At 40.7% G+C, this 20,512-nt stretch carries 25 protein-coding genes; 1 reads left to right on the forward strand and 24 read right to left on the reverse strand.

What is annotated here, in order from left to right; genetic code table 11:
• Positions 1-28: 28 nt before the first annotated feature.
• From C6Y06_RS09605 to C6Y06_RS09685, 16 genes are all read right to left on the reverse strand, one after another.
• Positions 29-808, reverse strand: coding sequence for a CheR family methyltransferase (locus C6Y06_RS09605; RefSeq protein WP_060596746.1), 780 nt, complete (start codon positions 806-808; stop codon positions 29-31).
• Between the two features lie 145 nt (positions 809-953).
• Complete coding sequence (gene ndk / locus C6Y06_RS09610; RefSeq protein ID WP_034661072.1) at positions 954-1,400, reverse strand: nucleoside-diphosphate kinase; 447 nt, start codon at positions 1,398-1,400, stop codon at positions 954-956.
• 129 nt (positions 1,401-1,529) lie between these two features.
• Positions 1,530-2,492: a heptaprenyl diphosphate synthase component II gene (hepT, locus tag C6Y06_RS09615; RefSeq protein ID WP_034661075.1), complete on the reverse strand. Its 963-nt coding sequence runs from the start codon at positions 2,490-2,492 to the stop codon at positions 1,530-1,532.
• A gap of 24 nt (positions 2,493-2,516) precedes the next feature.
• Entirely contained in the window at positions 2,517-3,221 is a 705-nt protein-coding gene (locus C6Y06_RS09620) for a demethylmenaquinone methyltransferase (protein WP_034661076.1), read from the reverse strand.
• Between the two features lie 3 nt (positions 3,222-3,224).
• Complete coding sequence (locus C6Y06_RS09625) at positions 3,225-3,992, reverse strand: heptaprenyl diphosphate synthase component 1 (protein ID WP_060596747.1); 768 nt, start codon at positions 3,990-3,992, stop codon at positions 3,225-3,227.
• A gap of 114 nt (positions 3,993-4,106) precedes the next feature.
• Positions 4,107-4,337, reverse strand: coding sequence for a trp RNA-binding attenuation protein MtrB (gene mtrB / locus C6Y06_RS09630; protein WP_008344541.1), 231 nt, complete (start codon positions 4,335-4,337; stop codon positions 4,107-4,109).
• A 24-nt stretch (positions 4,338-4,361) separates the two neighbouring features.
• The gene (gene folE, locus C6Y06_RS09635; protein ID WP_034661079.1) at positions 4,362-4,931 is read right to left on the reverse strand and encodes a GTP cyclohydrolase I FolE; all 570 of its coding nucleotides are present in this window, start codon (positions 4,929-4,931) and stop codon (positions 4,362-4,364) included.
• A 190-nt stretch (positions 4,932-5,121) separates the two neighbouring features.
• Complete coding sequence (gene hbs / locus C6Y06_RS09640) at positions 5,122-5,400, reverse strand: non-specific DNA-binding protein Hbs (protein ID WP_003215863.1); 279 nt, start codon at positions 5,398-5,400, stop codon at positions 5,122-5,124.
• A gap of 374 nt (positions 5,401-5,774) precedes the next feature.
• Entirely contained in the window at positions 5,775-7,253 is a 1,479-nt protein-coding gene (gene spoIVA, locus C6Y06_RS09650; RefSeq protein WP_008344534.1) for a stage IV sporulation protein A, read from the reverse strand.
• Positions 7,254-7,458: 205 nt separating this feature from the next.
• Complete coding sequence (locus C6Y06_RS09655; RefSeq protein WP_034661080.1) at positions 7,459-8,184, reverse strand: hypothetical protein; 726 nt, start codon at positions 8,182-8,184, stop codon at positions 7,459-7,461.
• 18 nt (positions 8,185-8,202) lie between these two features.
• The gene (locus C6Y06_RS09660; RefSeq protein ID WP_034318888.1) at positions 8,203-8,406 is read right to left on the reverse strand and encodes a DUF2768 domain-containing protein; all 204 of its coding nucleotides are present in this window, start codon (positions 8,404-8,406) and stop codon (positions 8,203-8,205) included.
• Positions 8,407-8,672: 266 nt separating this feature from the next.
• Complete coding sequence (locus C6Y06_RS09665) at positions 8,673-9,710, reverse strand: NAD(P)H-dependent glycerol-3-phosphate dehydrogenase (RefSeq protein WP_060596748.1); 1,038 nt, start codon at positions 9,708-9,710, stop codon at positions 8,673-8,675.
• Positions 9,711-9,724: 14 nt separating this feature from the next.
• The gene (der, locus tag C6Y06_RS09670; protein ID WP_034661082.1) at positions 9,725-11,035 is read right to left on the reverse strand and encodes a ribosome biogenesis GTPase Der; all 1,311 of its coding nucleotides are present in this window, start codon (positions 11,033-11,035) and stop codon (positions 9,725-9,727) included.
• Between the two features lie 159 nt (positions 11,036-11,194).
• Positions 11,195-11,389: a capping complex subunit for YIEGIA gene (locus C6Y06_RS09675; protein WP_003215794.1), complete on the reverse strand. Its 195-nt coding sequence runs from the start codon at positions 11,387-11,389 to the stop codon at positions 11,195-11,197.
• Positions 11,390-11,395: 6 nt separating this feature from the next.
• Positions 11,396-12,280, reverse strand: a complete 885-nt coding sequence (locus C6Y06_RS09680) for a YIEGIA family protein (protein WP_034661083.1) — start codon at positions 12,278-12,280, stop codon at positions 11,396-11,398.
• Positions 12,277-12,879 carry a YphA family membrane protein gene (locus C6Y06_RS09685; protein WP_223249886.1) on the reverse strand — a complete coding sequence of 201 codons (603 nt, stop codon included), beginning with the start codon at positions 12,877-12,879 and terminating at the stop codon, positions 12,277-12,279. Before C6Y06_RS09685 ends, C6Y06_RS09680 begins: the two co-directional genes overlap by 4 nt.
• A gap of 120 nt (positions 12,880-12,999) precedes the next feature.
• Here C6Y06_RS09685 and C6Y06_RS09690 point away from each other — a divergent pair, with 120 nt between their 5' ends.
• Positions 13,000-13,131: a YpzI family protein gene (locus C6Y06_RS09690; RefSeq protein WP_066030721.1), complete on the forward strand. Its 132-nt coding sequence runs from the start codon at positions 13,000-13,002 to the stop codon at positions 13,129-13,131.
• Positions 13,132-13,184: 53 nt separating this feature from the next.
• Here the strand turns inward: C6Y06_RS09690 and fni are convergent, their stop codons facing one another.
• The 8 genes from fni to prsW form a co-directional block, all read right to left on the reverse strand.
• The gene (fni, locus tag C6Y06_RS09695) at positions 13,185-14,252 is read right to left on the reverse strand and encodes a type 2 isopentenyl-diphosphate Delta-isomerase (protein WP_060596749.1); all 1,068 of its coding nucleotides are present in this window, start codon (positions 14,250-14,252) and stop codon (positions 13,185-13,187) included.
• Between the two features lie 14 nt (positions 14,253-14,266).
• The gene (gene rpsA, locus C6Y06_RS09700) at positions 14,267-15,418 is read right to left on the reverse strand and encodes a 30S ribosomal protein S1 (protein WP_034661087.1); all 1,152 of its coding nucleotides are present in this window, start codon (positions 15,416-15,418) and stop codon (positions 14,267-14,269) included.
• A 223-nt stretch (positions 15,419-15,641) separates the two neighbouring features.
• Complete coding sequence (gene cmk, locus C6Y06_RS09705) at positions 15,642-16,319, reverse strand: (d)CMP kinase (RefSeq protein ID WP_034661088.1); 678 nt, start codon at positions 16,317-16,319, stop codon at positions 15,642-15,644.
• Between the two features lie 71 nt (positions 16,320-16,390).
• Positions 16,391-16,573, reverse strand: coding sequence for a YpfB family protein (locus C6Y06_RS09710; protein ID WP_034661090.1), 183 nt, complete (start codon positions 16,571-16,573; stop codon positions 16,391-16,393).
• Positions 16,574-16,636: 63 nt separating this feature from the next.
• Complete coding sequence (locus tag C6Y06_RS09715; protein WP_060596750.1) at positions 16,637-17,284, reverse strand: flagellar brake protein; 648 nt, start codon at positions 17,282-17,284, stop codon at positions 16,637-16,639.
• 102 nt (positions 17,285-17,386) lie between these two features.
• Positions 17,387-18,736, reverse strand: coding sequence for a germination protein YpeB (gene ypeB / locus C6Y06_RS09720; protein ID WP_034661094.1), 1,350 nt, complete (start codon positions 18,734-18,736; stop codon positions 17,387-17,389).
• A 16-nt stretch (positions 18,737-18,752) separates the two neighbouring features.
• Positions 18,753-19,673, reverse strand: a complete 921-nt coding sequence (sleB, locus tag C6Y06_RS09725; RefSeq protein WP_060596751.1) for a spore cortex-lytic enzyme — start codon at positions 19,671-19,673, stop codon at positions 18,753-18,755.
• 133 nt (positions 19,674-19,806) lie between these two features.
• The gene (gene prsW / locus C6Y06_RS09730) at positions 19,807-20,463 is read right to left on the reverse strand and encodes a glutamic-type intramembrane protease PrsW (protein ID WP_060596752.1); all 657 of its coding nucleotides are present in this window, start codon (positions 20,461-20,463) and stop codon (positions 19,807-19,809) included.
• Between the last annotated feature and the right edge of the window lie 49 nt (positions 20,464-20,512).

Raw genomic sequence — 20,512 nt, forward strand, 5'->3', positions numbered from 1 at the left:
GATAACACACTTACTACTAAAAAGTCAGCTACAACCCCTTCTTTTGATAAAAGAAAGTATCAGCAGATGTCAGTCCAAACTTTTCTGGGTGAAAAATTTGTTCAGTAGAACCCACAAATAATACGCCATTTGGTTTTAAACTGCTGCTCATTTTCAAGTAAATCTCTTCTTTTGCCTCTTCTGTAAAGTAAATGAGGACATTTCGGCACACGATAAGATCAAGCTGTTTTTCATAAGGATCTGCTAAAAGGTTGTGCTTCTTAAATTGAATGTGCTTTCGCACATCATCCTTCACAGTGTAAAATGAAGAATCTTCTTTTGTGAAATATTTTTGCTTGATTTGATCTGGTACCTCTTGCAATGATCGTTCATGATATCTTCCTTTTTGAGCTGATTGCAGAACTTTATCATCAATATCAGTTGCAATAATTTGGAAGTCCTTCACGAGCGGATGGCTTGATAGAAGCATTGAGAGTGTATACGGCTCCTCTCCTGTCGAACATGCTGCACTCCATATTTTTAGGGTGCCGCTGTTTTTCGAAAGCAGCGGAAGAATTTTTTGGTCAAGCACTTCCCAGCGCTGATAGTTTCGGTAAAATTCTGACACATTGATCGTCATTCGATCCATCGTCTCATCTAATAGTGCTCTATCCTTTTCAAGGGCAACCGCGAATGCTTCAAAATCTCTATATCCTTTTTTATCATAAAGTGACGTTAATCTTCGTTTCATTTGTGCTTCTTTATATAAATTCAGATCCACCCCGGTTAGTTTTTTCCATTTTCCGACAAATACTTGATATTGATCCATCAAAGTCCTCTCCTGTCTCATCTATCTTTGTCCTAGTATAGCTGTTTTTATCGAAAATTTGTATCTTCTCATGCGAAATTTCGTGTAGAAATATTCATATAAAAAAAGCCAAGGTGCTCATTTGATGAACACCTTGGCTTGAACCTTAATAAATCCAGCTTGAGATGGTTTGATCCCAGCTTGTGAGTTCTTCTTGTTTGAAGAATAAGTTGATTTCTCTTTCAGCACTTTCTGGTGAGTCTGAGCCATGGATAATGTTTTTTCCAACCGTCAATCCATAGTCTCCTCTTATTGTGCCTGGAAGTGCTTCCTTCGGGTTTGTTTTGCCGATAATCTGTCTTGTTACATCTACTACCTGTTCACCTTGCCATACCATTGCAAATACTGGTCCTGACGTAATAAAGTCAACCAATTCCCCGAAAAATGGTTTTTCTTTATGCTCTCCGTAATGTGTTTCTGCTACTTCTTTTGGAATACTCATTAGTTTTGCACCAACAAGCTGAAGCCCCTTTTTTTCGAATCTTGACACAATTTCACCGATTAATTGTCTTTCCACACCATCAGGTTTGACCATAAGAAATGTTTTGTCCATATACGTTCTCCACCCCGTCGTTATGTATGTATAGGCTTACATTGTTACAAAGTGATCGTATCATTTTTTTTTATAATAATCAATTTTTGACAAAAAATTTCACAAAAAAACCAATCAACAACATGTTGATTAGAATTTTCGTTTTCCAATATATTTGGCAATGGAGGCGAGTGACGTTTTTGCTCGTCCTCGAGGAAGTTTGTCCAGCTGTTCAAATGCCTTCTTCAAATACATTTCACTCACTCGAATCGAGCGGTCGATCGCATCTGTTTGTTTGAGATGTTCAATCACAGGCTTCAGCTGCATTTCCGTTGTTTCACTATTAATCAGCTTTAATTGGCCTTCGAGTGCCTGGTTCTTCAGTGCATATAAGACCGGGAGTGTGACATTTCCTTGTAAAAGGTCTCCCCCAACAGGCTTACCAAGCTCTTCTTCAGTTGATGTGAAATCAAGCACATCATCAATGATCTGATAGGACATACCGACATAATAGCCAAACCAGTAAAGGGCTTTATGTGTTTTCTCATCTGTACCTGCTGCTATCGCACCTAACTGGCAGCTGCCTGCAATGAGCAAGGCTGTTTTTCGTTTGATTCTTCTTAAGTATGTACGCAGGTTTTGATCCATATTGTATTTGTCTTTCACTTGCTCGATTTCACCAAGACAGAGCTCGACGACCATCTTTGACAAAATTTCATGCGCCATTGGGTGATTGATCTTTGTCATATACTCAAGCGATCTTGCAAACATATAATCTCCTGTGTACATGGCAATTCGATTGTCCCATTTTGCCTTAATCGTTGGCTTGCCTCTTCTCAGCTCAGCATCATCAATGACATCATCATGAACGAGCGATGCCATATGAATCAGCTCAAGAGCAACGGCAACATATTTAATTTTATTAATGTCATAGTCGCCAAACATGCCTGAAAGGAGAACAAAAACGGGGCGGATTCGTTTTCCGCCCGCTTGCAGCAAATGAAGACCAGCTTCACTTAATAATGCATAATCAGAGCGAACTGTTTGTTCAAGCTCTTTTTCAATAATATCGATATCATGATTTAAAAAAGAGATCATTGCTTTTAGTTTCATTATTTTCACCCAAATATCGTTTATTCAAAGCTTCTTTCCGATATGTGTTGCTGCTACACCGCCTGTAAATGGATGATACGAGACATCAGACAGACCCGCCTCTTCGAAAAGAGCCGCCAGTTCTTTCATGCCAGGGAACGCTTTGGCTGATTCTTGAAGCCATGAATACTCCTGATAGCTTTTGGCAAACAGTTTACCAAAGAGCGGCATGATGTATTTGAAATAGACATAGTAACCTTGTTTAAACCCAATCATTTCAGGCTGTGATGTCTCAAGACAGACAACCATTCCACCAGGCTTCACGACTCTTGTCATTTCCTTTAGCACCGTTAAGTAATCAGGGACGTTTCGTAGGCCAAAACCGATCGTGACATAATCAAATGTGTTATCCTCAAAAGGAAGCTCCATCGCATTGCCGTGAAGCAGTTCAATTTGATTATAGCCCCCAGTTTTCACCTTCGTTTCTCCAACACTCAGCATATTTTTACTAAAATCAAGGCCTTTGACTTCGCCTTTTTCGCCTACAGCATCAGCAAGCGCAATGGTCCAATCGGCTGTTCCGCAGCATACGTCTAATGCTTTGGCTCCTTTTTGAACATTCATGAGTTTCATTGTTTTATCGCGCCACTTTTTATGCTGCTTAAAGCTGATGACAGAGTTCATTTGATCATAATTTTTATAAATTTTTTCAAATACACCGTGTACTCGCTGTTCTTTTGATTGCTGCATGACTTACCCTTCTTCCACTTTCTGATGGTACGCAGGCTCATTTTTCATATGATCCAAGCGATTTAATAGCTCTTTTTGAACGACCGGAGATGAAACAAGATGCTCCTTGATCGATCGTTTGGCCTTTTCATAGCCTTCCTTCTCAAAGTTGTCAAAACATGTATAGGCGTCCGTATAGCTATCGTTCAAAAAAAGTTTTAAATGTTTGTCATCTTCTGCTTGTTTCATGAAACGCTTATAAACAAGGAAACGACTTGCAATCTCATTCCAATGCGTTAATTGAAAATGCTCAGAAACCCTTTGGAATAACGCAGACTCAACAGTTGCTACACTTTTGTAAAAGTGCGCTGCATCTTGAATGGATCGATCATACAGTCTAATTTTATGTTCATTGATCTCTTTGATCGCCGTTGCGAGCGTGCGAATCATGTAGATGTCTTTCATGTCAGAGAGAAGAGAATAATAGAGACCGCTGAAATAGTCTCCTGCTAGGATGGTCAGCTGACGATTTTTGAATTCGTCTTGTTTGATGGCTGCAGCAGTTGTGACTTCGTCATGGGTATCAAGGGCAATTTGTACAAGCATCGCCGTTAAAATATAATTTTCTTTTTTCTCTGCATCAATTTGAGCTTCATCAAACATTGCATGAAAAAGAAGGAGCTTATCTTCATCGATGAGTGGCGCACGTAAATGCTTCGCCAAATAAGGATGAGAAAGCTTTTTATTTAATTTTATATTTAGATTAGATAAAATTCCGTAGATGTCTTGCAAAGATATCACCCTTGTCCCAAAAATTACAGTTTCATATGTAGCCCTGCACATTGTATAGAGATTTATTATACCATATCAGCTCTCACTTTTATGCTATCAAGTGCATTCAAGTGCTTATTTCTTTGCTTCGCTTTGAATTTCACCGAAGCTTGTTTGAATGACAGCATCGCCTCTTACTTTGATCGCTGACGTATGCTCAGTAAATTGTGCAATGATGACTTCACCTTTATCGAGCTTTTCGGAATGGTGAAATCTTGTATCAGAGCCTCTAGTTAAGCCGATGACATTTACACCATTATCAATGGCTTTAATCACTACAAAATCAGATGCTTTATTTTCACTCAATCTGTTCACCTTCCATCTATTGAATTAGTCGTTTTTAATAAAGGAAAGCACTTCTGCTCTTGCCGCCGTATCATTTGCAAATGTACCGCGTACTGCTGATGTCACGGTTTTAGCACCTGGCTTTTTCACTCCGCGCATCGTCATACACATATGTTCTGCTTCAACGACAATCATCACGCCATGCGGATTGAGTGTTTCCACCATACTATCTGCAATGGTTGATGTAATGCGTTCCTGAAGCTGCGGGCGTTTGGCAACAGCCTCTACAGCTCTTGCAAGTTTGCTAAGTCCCGTTACTTTTCCGCCGCGCGGAATATAAGCGACATGGGCTTTTCCGTAAAAAGGTACAAGGTGGTGTTCACACATTGAATGGAAAGCAATATCTTTTACAAGAACGAGTTCTTCGTGGTCTTCACCAAAAATGGTTTTAAAATGTTCTTTTGGATCTTCATTTAATCCCGAGAACACTTCTTCATACATTTTTGCTACTCGTTTTGGGGTATCAAGAAGTCCTTCACGATCTGGATCTTCTCCGATGGCTTTTAATATATCGCGTACTGCGTGTTCAATTAGTTCTTTATTTATTTCACTCATGTATTATATCCTCCAAAGGCGATTACATTTCAATCAGATTCTAGCACACTTCAGATCCTAAAAGCAAAGGAGAGCGTTCTAAACGAACCTTTTGATTCAAAAGGAAAAGCCCCTTATGAAAGGGGCTTTTCTAGACCAGTGTGAAACTGTATATGTATAACTCCTGCAATAGGATCATTACACATAACGATTATTTACCTGCCACCGCGTCTTTAAGTGCTTTACCTGGTTTGAAAGCAGGTACTTTGCTTGCAGGGATTTCGATCTCTGCACCAGTTTGTGGGTTACGTCCTTTACGAGCTGAACGCTCACGTACTTCAAAGTTACCAAAACCGATAAGTTGGATTTTGTCACCATTTTTAAGTGCATCTAAAATTGTATCAAAAACAGAATCAACTGCTTTTGTCGCGTCTTTTTTAGATAACTCGCTTGCTTCAGCAACCGCGTTAATAAGTTCTGTCTTGTTCATGCCTTTCACCTCCTCCCAAAAATATGCATTCAGTAGATTGTTATCATTTCTTCACAATTCATCTTCTTTCTATACACTTTTTTCGAAAAAAAGAGCGTCTAGAAAGCGTTATACATGGCTATTCATTAGAAAACAACTCTTTGAAGGAATGTTTGTCCAACAAAGTGAAGATTTTCTGTAAGTAGATTAACACATATGAAATACCATATCAAGCATTTTAAAGGGAAGAATCCTTATTCGTCAAGGATTAAGGGCACTTTTGCGAACGAATATTCCTAATTTCAGCCTGAATCTGACTAATCTTTATACATTTGTCTTTTTATGACTCATTCAATACGCAAAAAAAGACCCCTGTCAATGAGAGGTCTCACATGCTATAGGATAATGGCGATCAAACCGCCTGATCCTTCGTTGATGATTCTTTCAAGCGTTTCTTTCAGCTTATACCTTGCATTTTCTGGCATCAGCGACAGCTTTGCTTGAATACCTTCTCTGACAAGGGAGCTGAGTGAGCGCCCAAATATATCAGAATTCCAAATCGAAAGCGGATCATCTTCAAAGTCTTGCATTAAGTAGCGGACGAGCTCTTCACTTTGTTTCTCTGTTCCAATAATCGGTGCAAATTCACTCTCTACATCTACCTTAATCATATGAATAGATGGCGCAACCGCCTTTAATCTCACGCCGAATCTCGAGCCCTGCCTAATGATTTCTGGCTCATCTAAACTCATATCTGACAAGGCCGGGGCCGCAATCCCGTATCCCGTCTGCTTCACCATTTTTAATGCGTCTGATACTTGATCATATTCTGTCTTCGCATGCGCAAAATCTTGCATGAGCTCTAGAAGATGGTCTTTCCCTCTAATTTCCACACCAACCACTTCTTTTAGAATATGATCATATAGATCATCTGGGGCGTACAGGTCAATCTCCGCAATCCCCTGACCCATTTCAATCCCTGCTAAGCCCGCTCTTTCAATAAAGTCAAATTCGCTGAATTGACCAACGACACGGTCAACATCTCTTAATCTTTTAATATCCTTTACGGTTTCCTTCACTGAATCCTGATAACTTTCTCTCAGCCAATGATCTTCTTTCAGCACCATGACCCAGCTTGGCAAGTTCACATTCACCTCTAGGACTGGGAATTCATATAATGCTTCACGAAGCACACTAAGGACGTCTTGCTCTCTCATACTTTCTACACTCATGGCGAGTACTGGAATATCATATTTTTGGCTGAGTTCCTGCCGCAGCGCTTCTGTTTCAGGGTGATATGGCCTCACAGAGTTGATTACCATAATAAACGGCTTTCCAACCTCTTTGAGCTCATCAATCACACGTTCTTCAGATTCAATATAATCATGTCTTGGGATTTCTCCAATGGAACCATCTGTTGTAATCACAACACCGATGGTTGAATGCTCTTGAATGACCTTGCGTGTGCCAATTTCCGCTGCTTCATGGAACGGGATTGGCTCTTCATACCACGGCGTGTTGATCATTCTTGGACCATTTTCATCTTCATACCCGCGCGCACCAGGGACTGTGTATCCGACACAATCAACAAGCCTGATGTTGACATCAAGACCGTCACTCACATGGATCGATGCCGCTTGATTCGGTACAAATTTTGGCTCAGTGGTCATAATGGTTTTTCCTGCTGCACTTTGCGGCAATTCATCCTGTGCTCTTGCACGATCTGCCTCATTATTGATATTCGGGAGCACCACGAGCTCCATAAACTTTTTAATAAACGTAGATTTCCCTGTACGAACAGCGCCAACGACTCCTAAATATATATCGCCTCCTGTTCGTTCAGCGATATCCTTGAAAATATCGACTTTTTCCAAGTGATCCCCTCCCGGACTTGCTATCCTCGTTTTCAAATAAAATACTCTATTCTTCAATCAAACTGTGCTTGAAAGGTGTCTGGACAATATATGTGTATGACGTTGTCCTATTTGAATATGACACCTTTTTTGTTTTGAGAGTATGTTTAGCCATAAAAAAACCTTTCTCCTCATTTATATGCAGAGGAAAAAGGTTCATTCTTGTTTATGACGTCTTTTTTTCTAAAAAGTCAGGCTCACCTTTTTTGTTGATGGTATATGGGACAGAAAACGCGGGTACAAACGGGGTTTCCTGCCAATAGACATCTTGAATGTTTTCACCTGGTTTGAGCTTTTGTTTCGTATTCTTCAAAATATGAGCAAAATCACTTCGGTAGTCCACATAGATTTCGCCATTTGATGAAATCAGTAACGGGAGGGAATTCCCCGTCACCGGACTCATGACCGTAGGCGGCGATTTTAAGCCTAGCTTTTTTTCATTTAACGTATATAAATTGCTTGATACTACTTTGCCATATGGCGGATATGTATGTTCATCTTGATATATTTTGATTCTAAGCCGTAATTCACTGATGGTTTGCGTCATTTTGACATCAAGCAGTTTCACCGTTGGTTTTTTTTCGACGTCTGTGAGGACATACATATATTCGCCCCCGCCTTCAAAAGATGTCGACGGTACATCGTGTAAATATCTTGGTGACAAGCGCTTAAAGTCGATGACGTACTTCTGATAAACCGGCGTGTCTGCTTCTTTCGTTTCAATCGGCAAAAGGCCATTTGTTGCTTTTTGAAATTCCTCAATCGCTGTCTGAACGCTTTGCAGCTGTTCTTCATATGGCACACGGTTTTCAGTTTTGCGATTTTCTGGATACAGACATCCTGTTAGTAAAATAAGTGCTAACAACGTGACACTGACTTTTGCTTTGATCATCACATTCTTCCTTTTTCTTTATTCATTGACCGGCCCGCTAAATACAACTAAAAACACAATGATACCTGATATAAGCATCAAGCTGTATGCGACGGTCGAGGCTGTTATTTTAAGAAACCGGCTTTTCAGCTTAAATCGACTGAAATAAATGGTTACTACGGCTAAAAACATGAGCCCCATTGAACCAAGCGCAAACCACATCTTGATTAAAGCAAAACTCATCGTGCCTGTCCCCCTTCAAAACGAACAAATTGTAAGCGTTTATATTTCATTCTAAACCAAAAATAAGGTAAATATCAATCATTTTTCCAATCATTCAGAAAAAAGCGCATAAAAAAACTGAAGCAAAGAGGGGGACTCTGCTTCAGTCATTAAATCGACTATTTTTCCTCATTCTGTAGAGGCAAAGCTCTATTCAAACTTCATTGCTATGTTATGCAAGTCTTCCCCTTCTTGCATCCTCTACATGCCTAAGTTCAGTCTTCCATTTATTTTGTTTGGTTTTCAAACATGTTCACAAGGTCTTCCATTTCATGTGTTTTCACACGTGCCATCAATGATTCTACAGCATCGTCGACCTTTTTCCCTTCAAATAAGACGTGGTAAAGCGCCTCTGTAATCGGCATGCTGACCTTGTATTCTTTGGAGAGCTGATAAGCGCCTTTTGTTGTACGTACGCCTTCAACAACCATCCCCATTTTTTCAAGCACTTCTTCAAGCTTATACCCTTTACCAAGTAGATTTCCGCAGCGCCAGTTACGCGAATGAACACTTGTACATGTCACGATCAAATCTCCCACGCCTGTTAATCCGGCAAATGTCAGAGGATTTCCTCCCATTTTTGTACCGAGACGTGCGATTTCAGCGAGTCCTCTAGTGATGAGCGCCGCTTTCGCATTGTCACCATATCCAAGTCCGTCTGTGATCCCTGCCGCAAGAGCAATGATATTTTTCAGTGCTCCGCCAATTTCTACACCAATCACATCTGGGTTTGTGTATACTCTAAAGTTGTTGTTCATGAACAAATCTTGAACAAATTGAGCCGCTTCAATATTTTCTGATGAGACAGTGACAGTTGTCGGATGACGCAAGCCTACTTCTTCGGCATGGCTCGGCCCTGATAAGACAACAACAGCTTCTCTTTTCTCATCTGGGACTTCTTGTTCAATCATTTGAGATATTCTCAGAAGTGTATCTGGTTCAATCCCTTTACTTACATGAACAAACGGCACTTTCGATATGATCAGCTCATTTGCCTGCTTTAATACTTCACGAATGGCCTTTGTTGGCACAGCGACAATAATAGCGTCTGTCCCCTCTAACGCCTGCTTCATGTCTGTCGTCGCCTTGATAGACGCTGGCAGTGAGACATTTGGCAAGTAATCATGATTTTCATGTTTCTCATTGATTTGGTCAATGAGCTCTTGTCTATGTCCCCACATGTGTACATCATGATGATTATCAGCTAATACAAGAGCAAGAGCTGTCCCCCAGCTTCCTGCTCCAAGTACTGAAATTTTCTTCATTCTGCTCACCCTTTTTATTTTCTCGCTCTCGCAAATATTTTAATCGGTGTTCCTTCAAAACCAAATGCATCTCGAATGCGGTTTTCTAGGAAACGTTCATAAGAAAAGTGCATAAGCTCTGGATCATTTACAAACACCACAAAGGACGGAGGCTTAATAGCCACCTGTGTCGCATAGTAAATTTTCAGACGCTGTCCATTATGAGTCGGTGTTGGATTCATTGCCACTGCATCCATGATGATATCGTTCAAAATATTCGTTTGAACGCGCATCGCATGATTTTCACTAGCTGTAATAATGGATGGCATTAACGTATGAATTCTCTTTTTCGTGAGAGCAGACATAAACAAGACAGGTGCATAATCCAGGAATTGAAAATGCTCGCGAATGTTTTGCTCAAATTCCTTCATTGTACGCTCATCTTTTTCAACAGCGTCCCATTTGTTCACAACGATCACAACAGCTTTACCAGCTTCGTGTGCATAGCCTGCAATACGTTTATCCTGCTCAATAATGCCTTCTTCACCGTCTAGAACAACAGCGACAACATCAGAACGATCAATGGCTTTTAATGCACGAAGCACACTGTATTTCTCTGTTGTTTCATATACTTTTCCTTTTTTCCTCATACCTGCTGTATCGACAATGACAAAGTCACGCTGATTGTACGTAAACATCGTATCCACAGCATCTCTTGTTGTACCAGCGATGTTGCTCACAATGACCCGGTCTTCTCCAAGCATTGCATTCACTAAAGAAGATTTCCCTACATTCGGGCGGCCGATTAAGCAGAACTGAACAACTTCTTCAGCATACTGTGTATCCGGTAAATTTTTGAAGTGTTCTGCGACAGCATCAAGTAAATCACCTAGACCTAATCCGTGCGTTCCAGAAATCGGATACGGTTCGCCAAACCCTAGTGCATAAAAGTCATACACGTCACTTCTCATTTCAGGGTTGTCCAGTTTATTGACAGCAAGTACAACTGGCTTTTTCGTGCGATATAAAATTTTTGCGACTTCTTCGTCCGCAGATGTGACACCATCTCGGCCATTCACCATAAAGATAATGACATCCGCTTCATCCATTGCGATTTCTGCCTGATGGCGAATTTGCGCTAAAAATGGCTCATCTCCAATATCAATTCCACCAGTATCTATTAAGTTAAAGTCATAATTTAACCATTCAGCAGAGCTATAGATTCGATCTCTTGTTACACCAGGTGTGTCTTCTACAATCGATATTCTTTCGCCTGCGATTCGATTAAAAATTGTAGATTTTCCAACGTTGGGCCTTCCAACAATGGCTACGACAGGTTTACCCATAGTACCCTTCCTTTCAATCCAGCCGCGATTCAATATGTTCATCATCATGTTTCAACCGGGATTTAAAATTTTCATTCAGTTTTATGAAATAAACCCTTCAAACATGAAGGGTTCAACTTATATATTATATCAATTTTTAATCAGACCACAATGAATAACTTAAAAATGTTTGACAATCAAGTAAAGATCTTCTCCAATTCCGTGTGCAATTCCATCTAAAATGGCCTCTAAATTCATGGCGTACATGTCGAGTTCTTCTTTATTTTCACAGAAAAAAACGGCTGTTCCGCCCATGACCCGCTCTTTATTTGTTGTAGCCACAGCGAGTATAAATTGTTCAATGGTGTTCGCCATGCTCTATTACCTCACTTTCTTTTTTATGAACTCTGTCGGCATTCTGATGGCATTTTCTAAAATAGGCACTTCTTCCAATACACGGACAGCCAAATCTTCACGATACCATTGCGGTAAAATGAACACGCCAAGTGTGCCGTTATTTAGATCACGTTTTGCGAGCGGACAGAGCGATGGTTCACCAGAGTCGCGATACACACCAAGTACGTTGGATAAATCAAATAAAATGGCTTGCCGCTGCCCAAGATTGGCAATCGTTGTGGCTGAGTTGAAATTTTTCGGCGTCAAAATAAAGCCCATCCCATGCTCTAAAATGAGCTTTTGCTTTTCGGGCAGTCCGATATTCATGATGTAAATATCATTTACATAAAGCCCTGCCCCATCAAAGCGAAGCTCTCCTTTTTGTATATTGACAATATCCTTTAATTGACTGCCAGACATTAATAGCTTTGCCAAGAAAAAACAAAGAATACCGACCACTGTCCCAATAACGAGCGAGAAGAAAATACAGGCTGTGGTCGTAATCAGTGCCGTGAGAATCGCAATATAATTCCGGCTTTCAAAGGCAATGGCAATGCCTTCTATATATGTACTGCCTCTTGAGACTAGCTCATATGAATCCATTTGAGTTAACGTATTTCTTTCCATATTGCGGACGTCTCGGAATTGTGTGGCCGCCAGCGTGAGAAAGGTAATCGCCGTAAATTCCTCCTGAATGAGTGCAGGCATAATGATCGCACCAAGTCCTGAAGCGATAAAACCAAGCGCAATATGAATCACTTGTCCATGAATATACGTGGGGTATTGCCGGTAATCTGTTCTTAACATATAAAGTCTGGCCGCCATCCCAAAGATGACACCAATAATCACAGGAAACGTATAATCCGTCATGTTGATTTTGCAGCCCCTTTTACTGGTTTTCTTGATGAACGGGCGTTCAAGAGCTTTTCAAGCTGATCGACACCTAATAGGAAGATGGACCCTTGAACAACAAGGGACAGAAAAGAGAGATCTCCTATGACAATCGATGATGTCAGGCGGTGAATCGTCAGCGCATAAAGGGCTTCGCCAAGACATACAGACATCATCCATAGGGTGACTCGTTCTGTGAAATGATGTCCATATGTCAAAGACATCAAGATCAGCAAGGCAAATACGACCCAATCCACTTTTATTAGCGTGAACCAAACCGGGTCATATAATGCAAAAATCATAAAAAAGGCATATGCGCTCACCATGGAGCCTAATTGCATGATTCTCATCATTTGATGGCCAGACCGGAATATAACGAAACCTGCACATGCATATAAAAAGGTCATCAAGTACCCCGCATTGAGGCTCATATCAAACATGGATACCATGAAATGACTACATATAATATGGACGAGGACACAAACGCCTAGCATACTGCGCCATGAGCTTTTTTCCATAATAAATGTCACCATAATCCAAACGAACCATATGGACCAATAATAGTACAAAGCCTCCAACGTCTCATCACCTCAATTACATTATGGGAAAATCCCCAATTTTTAAACGTAAGGGATCGCTTTGGACATTGTATGAAATAAACAAGAGGTGACACTCTAATAATTGAGGAGGGATGCATGATGGGAAAAGATAGACAGGAAAAACGCTTAAAGGCATCAAAAAGAGTGGAATCTGACCGTGATCAATCCATTCATCATAAAGGGGCAACAGCATTAGAAGGTCCAGATAGCGCACGAAGAAGAAATCAATAAAAAAAGGCATGTGATGACCACATGCCTTAGATGTTTAAGGGCTAAACTTGATTTTAGTCCTTTTTCTTCTTTGATCTTAAACTATAGTACGTTGTGTCGATGCCTCTTTCTTTGAGCCAATGACTTGTTTCCCCGGAAATGACAACCTGGGTTTTTCTCAGTTCTTCAATGGTCTTCACGCCAAGCACTGTCATCATCATCTTCACATCTTCTTGAAGATCTATGATATCAGCGATGAGGCCGCTCTCCCCTCCGCCAGTCAGTGATTTTAAGAAAAAGCCAGCTAGACCAGCAGCGGATGCGCCAAGAGCAATTGATTTTGTTACATCAAGGGCGTCTTGTATACCTCCGGAGGCTAAAACCGTTTGATCTGGAAAACTTGTATGTACTTCAGCAAGACTCGCTGCTGTTGGAATCCCCCACTGGTCAAAATAATGAAGCGCTTTTTGGCGGCGAAGATTTTCGATCTTTGAAAAGTTCGTACCACCAAATCCTCCTACATCAACGGCCGCAACTCCAGCATGAAATAACTTTTTTGCCGTTTCCTTGCTCATGCCAAATCCGACTTCTTTTACGACAACAGGCACACCAACTGATTCAGCGATGGCTGCGATGCGCTCAAGCGCCCCCCTGAAATCACGGTCTCCTTCAGGCATGACGATCTCTTGGATCACATTTAAATGAATCTGGAGCAAATTGGCCTCCAGCATCTCGACTGCTTCCTCCGCTTGCTTAATCGATGCTTCACTGCCTAAGTTCGCAAACACAATTCCATCAGGATTGACTTTTCGAACAACTTCATACGTACGTCTTTCTTCTTTATCTTTCAGTGCAGCCATTTGTGATCCAACTGCCACCGGAATATTCGTTTCCTTCGCTGCGATCGATAAAGAGCGGTTGATCTCATAGGTCGACTTTCCGCCCCCGCCAGTCATTGCATTGATAAAAATTGGCGAACCGAAAGTCAGTCCGCCAATTGTCGTATGTGTATCAATTTGTGATGTCGCAAGATCTGGTAGACCGACGTGAACGAAGGAAACATCTTTTAAACCTGTTGCTGCATGCTGTCCAGTGGACAAGGCATGTTCAATATGCTGCTTCTTTCTTTCTGCTCTCGTCAATTTTGATCACCAAATTATTTTAATTTATTAAGCTTATCGCCGATCAGGTCACCAAGCTGGAATCCGCTTGTGTTTTCTTCTTTCGCCTGATATTGACGATAATTCTCTTCGATTTGTTTTTCAGGATTTTCTTCTAAATCACGGATGCTTAATGAAATGCGCTCTTCATCTTCATTCACATCAAGCACTTTCACTTTCACAGTCTGCCCTTCTTCAAGGACTTCTTGCGGTGTACCGATATGTTTATGAGAGATTTGGGAAATATGCACAAGTCCTTCGACGCCTGGCAGAATTTCAACAAATGCACCAAAGCTCACAAGACGTTGAACAGTTCCTTCAAGCACATCACCTTGTTTTACCTTTTCACCAATCTGGCTCCAAGGTCCTGGTAATGTTTCTTTAATAGATAGTGAGATACGTTCGTTATCACGATCAACAGCAAGTACTTTGACCTGGACTTCCTGGCCTTCTTCCACTACGTCAGATGGCTTTTCAACATGCGCATGGGATAGTTGAGAAATGTGAACCAATCCATCAATGCCGCCAATGTCTACAAATGCACCAAAATCAGTAAGGCGCTGCACTTTACCATCAATCACACTGCCTACTTCAAGCTTTTGCAGGAAGTCTTGCTTTTTGTCTAATTGCTCTTGCTCCACTACTGCACGGTGCGAGAGAATCACACGATTTTTTTCGCGGTCAAGTTCGACCACGACAAGTGAGAGTGTTTTACCTTTGTAGTCTGAGAAGTCCTCTACATAGTGCGCTTCTACAAGAGATGCAGGAATAAATCCACGCACACCAATATCTACGACAAGACCACCTTTTACAACGTCTTTTACTTCAGCTTCAAATACTTCTTTTGTCTCAAACTTTTTCTCTAGGTCTTCCCAAGCGCGGTCTGCATCAACAGCACGTTTCGATAAAATCAAAGCATCGTCTTCGACTTTTGTTACTTTAAGCTCTAACTCGTCGCCATCTTTCACGACATCTGATGCTTTTTCAACGTGAAGACTTGATAATTCACTGATTGGGATGATCCCAGGCTGTTTCACATTGACGATATCTACATTGACATGCTTGTCCTCAACTTTAGAAACAATCCCTTTCACTACATCTCCAACCTCTGGTACCTGAACATCGATTTGATTCATTTCCTCTGTCATTTCGATAACCTCCTTGGTCCAAACCTACACAGCTTAGTTAAAACGACTGGGCGAATATGTGTCTTAAGCATGATGATTACCAGCCGAATATGTATTAAAGAAACATTCAAATCAATATAATTGCTTGAATGATCAATAAAAATAGTATTAGTATAAACTTCTAATAAAAGACCTTGTTTGTCAAGAGATAAACCTCTAACTTATTAAAGTTTTCTAAAATTTCTTACTGTTTCTCCACGCGGTCTGCTGCATCTAAAATTTTACCTGCTACCTCTTGAATGGAAAGAGAAGTTGTGTCAATTTCAATGGCGTCATCCGCTTTCTTAAGTGGCGAAACTTCGCGCTCAGAATCAAGTTTGTCACGTCTTGCAATCTCTTCGATCAGCTGATCGTAATTGACATCGTAGCCTTTTTTCTGATTCTCTTCAAAACGGCGTTTTGCTCTTTCTTCTACTGATGCAAGCAAGAAAATTTTCACTTCGGCATCTGGAAGAACGTGCGTACCTATGTCTCTTCCGTCCATAACGACACCGCCTTTTTGACCAAGCTCTTGCTGCCTGCGGACCATTTCTTCCCGAACAGCTCTGTGCTTTGCGACAACCGATACTTGGTTGCTCACGCGGTCTGTGCGAATATCCTCTGTGACATCGGTATTGTCTAGATGAACTTTTTGACCCTCGTCCGTTGAGACCAGATCAATCACAGTTTTTTTTAGTAATGCATCAAGTGCTGTTTCGTCCTCAAGGTCTACACCATGATTAAGTGCCGCAAGTGTAATCGCGCGGTACATGGCACCTGTATCGATATAGATATATGATTTTTTTGCTGCGACAATTTTTGCCACAGTGCTTTTTCCTGCTGCAGCAGGACCGTCAATTGCGATAGATAATTTCTTTTTCATAATACCTCTCCTTGATTGAATCTCCCTTATGAATTGTAACACGATCACCGCTCAAACGGGGGAATTTTCTATCAATCCTTCTGCTTAAACGTTTCGATCCAATCTTCAATGCTCATGTTATTTACACCCTCGTATTGCACGACTTTTGACAAAAAGAGTTCTCCTTTTGTCAAATGAAGTGTGATCTGAACGGCTAATAATAAGACAAGCTGAATGAGCACCGCTTTCAATAACCATCTTTCCATTGTCTTCATACAAAAAGCCTCCACGCTAGATTCTTTCACCTCTAGTATGGAAGCTTTTAACATCCTTTATTCTTATGCTTTTTTTACCCGTGTTAAAAGCTGCTGCTGGAAGCAGTACTTCATAATGTGCTGCTGGTGGTCATTTGTAATCTCAGAAAACTCCATGATCGCTCTTGTTTTGCCAGTCTGCTCATCTTGATATACTCGATTCATCTCTGCAACCGCTTTAATTTTCACAGGCTCTTTCAGCGGAAGTTCAAACTCTGTGACCACTTCTCCGTATTCTTTCAATGAGACACCTTCAGGAACAGCAATTGCTAAGCCGCCAGCACTCATATTGACAATAAACGTGTCAAAGGCTTCTTCATCCGTTTGCGTGATCGCCGCTTTGACCATTGTATCGACTCTCAGGTATTCTCTGCGCTGAAGCCGAATCATTTCTTCTTTTGGCGGAATGGAAATGACAATCATCGGAATATCTTCTTTCCTCTTTCCGATGACTTCGCTTGTACATTTGTATGGAATTTGATTTTCATCGAAAAAGAAAACGGTGATTTCTGTTTGCTGGTTTAAATAGATCGTGCGGCCCGTTTCTTTATCAGCTGGATAATTAATGCAAATATCATCGTTATTATTTTCCAAAACTTTCGATTTTGCAATTTTCACTTCTTTGTTCTCATTGACGTATTCAATTGTGATTGCATCCCCTATTTGTAACATTCCTCATCACTCTTTTCATCTGTGAAATCATATCCTCTCCTATATTAAACCATGTATAAAACAAAAGGAAAAGGCTTAGTCGCCTTTTCCTCGCTTCCTTTTCTATAGGTCTTTATATATAGGTTCTGCGTTTTTTAGTTTATCTACTCGTTCTTCTTTTCCAGTATCCGCATTAATGAACATTCGGTACGTATCGTTCTTAATAGTTCCGAGGAACTCATAGCACAAAACTTCCTCTGACATATCATTTTGAACAATCGCTACATGAGAATCTTCGATTTTTACATGCTGATTCAATGTTTTCTTCGCTTCTTTTTGTGAGATTTTAGGTGCTTTTATGTCTCTTGTTTTATGATTCGTTAAATAGTCTTTCGCTGAAAATCCAACCACCTCACCATCATCTAATGCGACCTTCATGCGTATACTATCTGGATAAAGCAGTACATTTTTTTGAAGAGGTACATAGGTAAATACACCGATATTATCAAATTGCGCGCTTTCATCTAAATGGAACGACTCTGCATCAAATCCTTGCTTCTTTAAGAAGCTGAGTGCTTTTTCTGATGCATCATTTAAACTGATTTTCTGTTTTTTTACGTCTCGATTTTGAAGAAGGTAGACTGGGTGCCCTCCTTTTTCAGTCAAGTCTAAATAGAAATTCGCTTTACTATCAGGATCTGACATCGATAAGCTGTACACATCTCGATTGGTTTTGCTTCCGCTTTTTCTGACCTTAAAATGTTGATTATGATCAGGTGCGAATTGCTGGGCAATGCGTATCGCTTCTTTCTTTGAGATCTTTTTCCCTTTTAAATGATTGTAGCCACGTGTTTCTGATTCTGTCGACACATTTGTCGGACCGAGATTGACATCCGCAAATGCATCTGCATTTCTCTCGACTGTTTTCAACCCGTCAATGATGGTGTTATCATTCTTTCGGTCGCCATCAGCAAGCGCCATTTCAACATCCATCCATTTTAAATTTTTATTGAGGACAAGGTGCTGTACTTGTCTCAGTTCGTTTTGGATATCAGCCGCTTGATGATATAAAGACGTAATGGTTTTGTGCGTATTTTTGTTTAATGGTTCATCTGATAAGGATTTGACTGATGATTTGTAGCTAAAGTCTCCGACATTCGCCAAAAATTCTTCCGTTTTGTTAAAAGGCATTAATGTGAGCGGAAGCTGACTCACATTGTTATGTGCTTCTGATGACATTCTCCATACATCTGCAAGTGCTGGTGAAATCGACGTTTGGCTGTTCATCGCAAGCGTTGCCCCAAGTTTGTCGTGCAGCTGATCCACTTGGTATGTTAAATCGTGAAAAGCCCTTTGATAGTTGTTCTCTGCGTGCAGCAGCACTGCGTCTTTTTCTTGATGCTCTTTATAGCCCCAATAACCTGTTGAGATGACAGCAATTCCTAAAATGGCAATCAATATTCCTCTGATCATTTATTTACACCTCTTTTTATTCGCAGAAAATATGTTTCCCGATTCGTTTAATTTGTGGTCTTCCCCAAATCCATGGACTGGTTGCTGTATCAGGATTAAAGTAATAGACGGCGCTCTCAGACGGGTCCCAGCCGTTAATGGCATCAAACACAGCCTTTTTAGCAGTGTCATTTGGCGACATATAAAATTGACCATCCGCCACAGCTGTAAACGCAAGCGGTTCAAAAATAACACCTGCGATCGTATTTGGAAAAGTCGGGTTGTTCAATCGGTTTAAGATAACCGCAGCGATCGCCACCTGACCTTCATACGGCTCGCCTCTTGCTTCGCTATAAACAGCTTGTGATAAGAGCTGAATATCATTACTAGAAAAACCACCTGGCATGTTGGCTGCCGTTTGTTTCGGTGTTTGGTTTGCTTGCTGATTGCCTGACTGATTCCCAGTCTTTCCAGATGTCCCGCTTCCTCCGCTTTGACTTTTTTGATTCTCTTTTGCCCCTTGAGCTGTCTTTTTTTGTGAGCTTCTTTTCGCAGAAGCTTTTGTTTGCTGATCAAGAGGTTTCCCGCCATAATGGGTAAACTCATTCCCCTTTTGCAGCTGCTGCTGAACAAAGTCTTTATAGTATTTTGTCTTTTGAACTAATAGGCTTTTTGTTTGTTTACCTACAAGTCCATCGACCTTCTTTACACCATATTGGCTTTGAAAGTTGCGAACGGCCCAGTACGTCCCCCAGCCATATACACCATCAATTTTGCCATTGTAAAAGCCATTATATTGGAGCCGTGCTTGCAGCTCGACTACATCTTCTCCTGTTGCACCTCGCTGGATGACTTGACTGGTGAAGGCTTCACTTTTTTCAGCTGACATCAGTGAAGCTGCGAGTAGAACGATTGAGAAGATAAGGACGATTTGTTTCATGAAACGAGCTTTGTCCATATTTGATCCTCCTGTACTTTTGATGTTTGAATATATATTTCTTCCGATCCCTATTTTTATACATTCATCACAGGAGTGAATTGGATGAAAAGACAAAAAAAACGCCCTATCAACTGATAGGACGTTTTCCACATTAAATTTGCACCATTTTCACGGAACGAGCCTTTTTTGCTTTCCGCAGGCCAAACCACCATAAAAAAATCATGAATGGCAGCATAATATATCCCCAATTTCTCATGCCAAGAAGAATAAAATCATATAAGCCGTGAAAAAGTACTGGGAGCGTTAAAGATAGGATCAACCATTTCACTTGCTCTTTTTTTGCAGAGAAACGGGCTTTCCCAATATAAAACCCCATCACAACACCGAATAAAGCGTGACTTGAGACGGGTAATAAAGCACGGGTGAACGCATATTCAACCCCATGCCCGACCAAGTAAAGAATATTTTCAAGTGTTGCGAAACCAAGTGAGACACTTGTTCCATATACAATCCCATCATAGTGTTCGTCAAACTGGGCATGCGCATAGACGCTGACCATTAAAATAAACCATTTTAAAGATTCTTCTAAAAAACCTGACGTCACAAATGAAATCAAGATAGGGTTCGTTGCAATATGCTCCTCTTGAAGGACATATTGAATAAACATGGTTGGAAACACAAGTATAACGCCTAGCATAAAAGATCTGATGACCATGTGAACCGGCTCATTGTCGTACTGATCTTTCAAATAAAAATAACTTAAAAGTGCGATGCCGGGAGCTAAACCTGCTGAGATGATTGCGATCATAACCAGACCTCTTTCCCTACATTATCCTTCATTATCGTACCATGATTTA

The sequence above is a fragment of the Bacillus sp. MZGC1 genome, from assembly GCF_002998605.1.
Taxonomy (GTDB): Bacteria; Bacillota; Bacilli; order Bacillales; family Bacillaceae; genus Bacillus.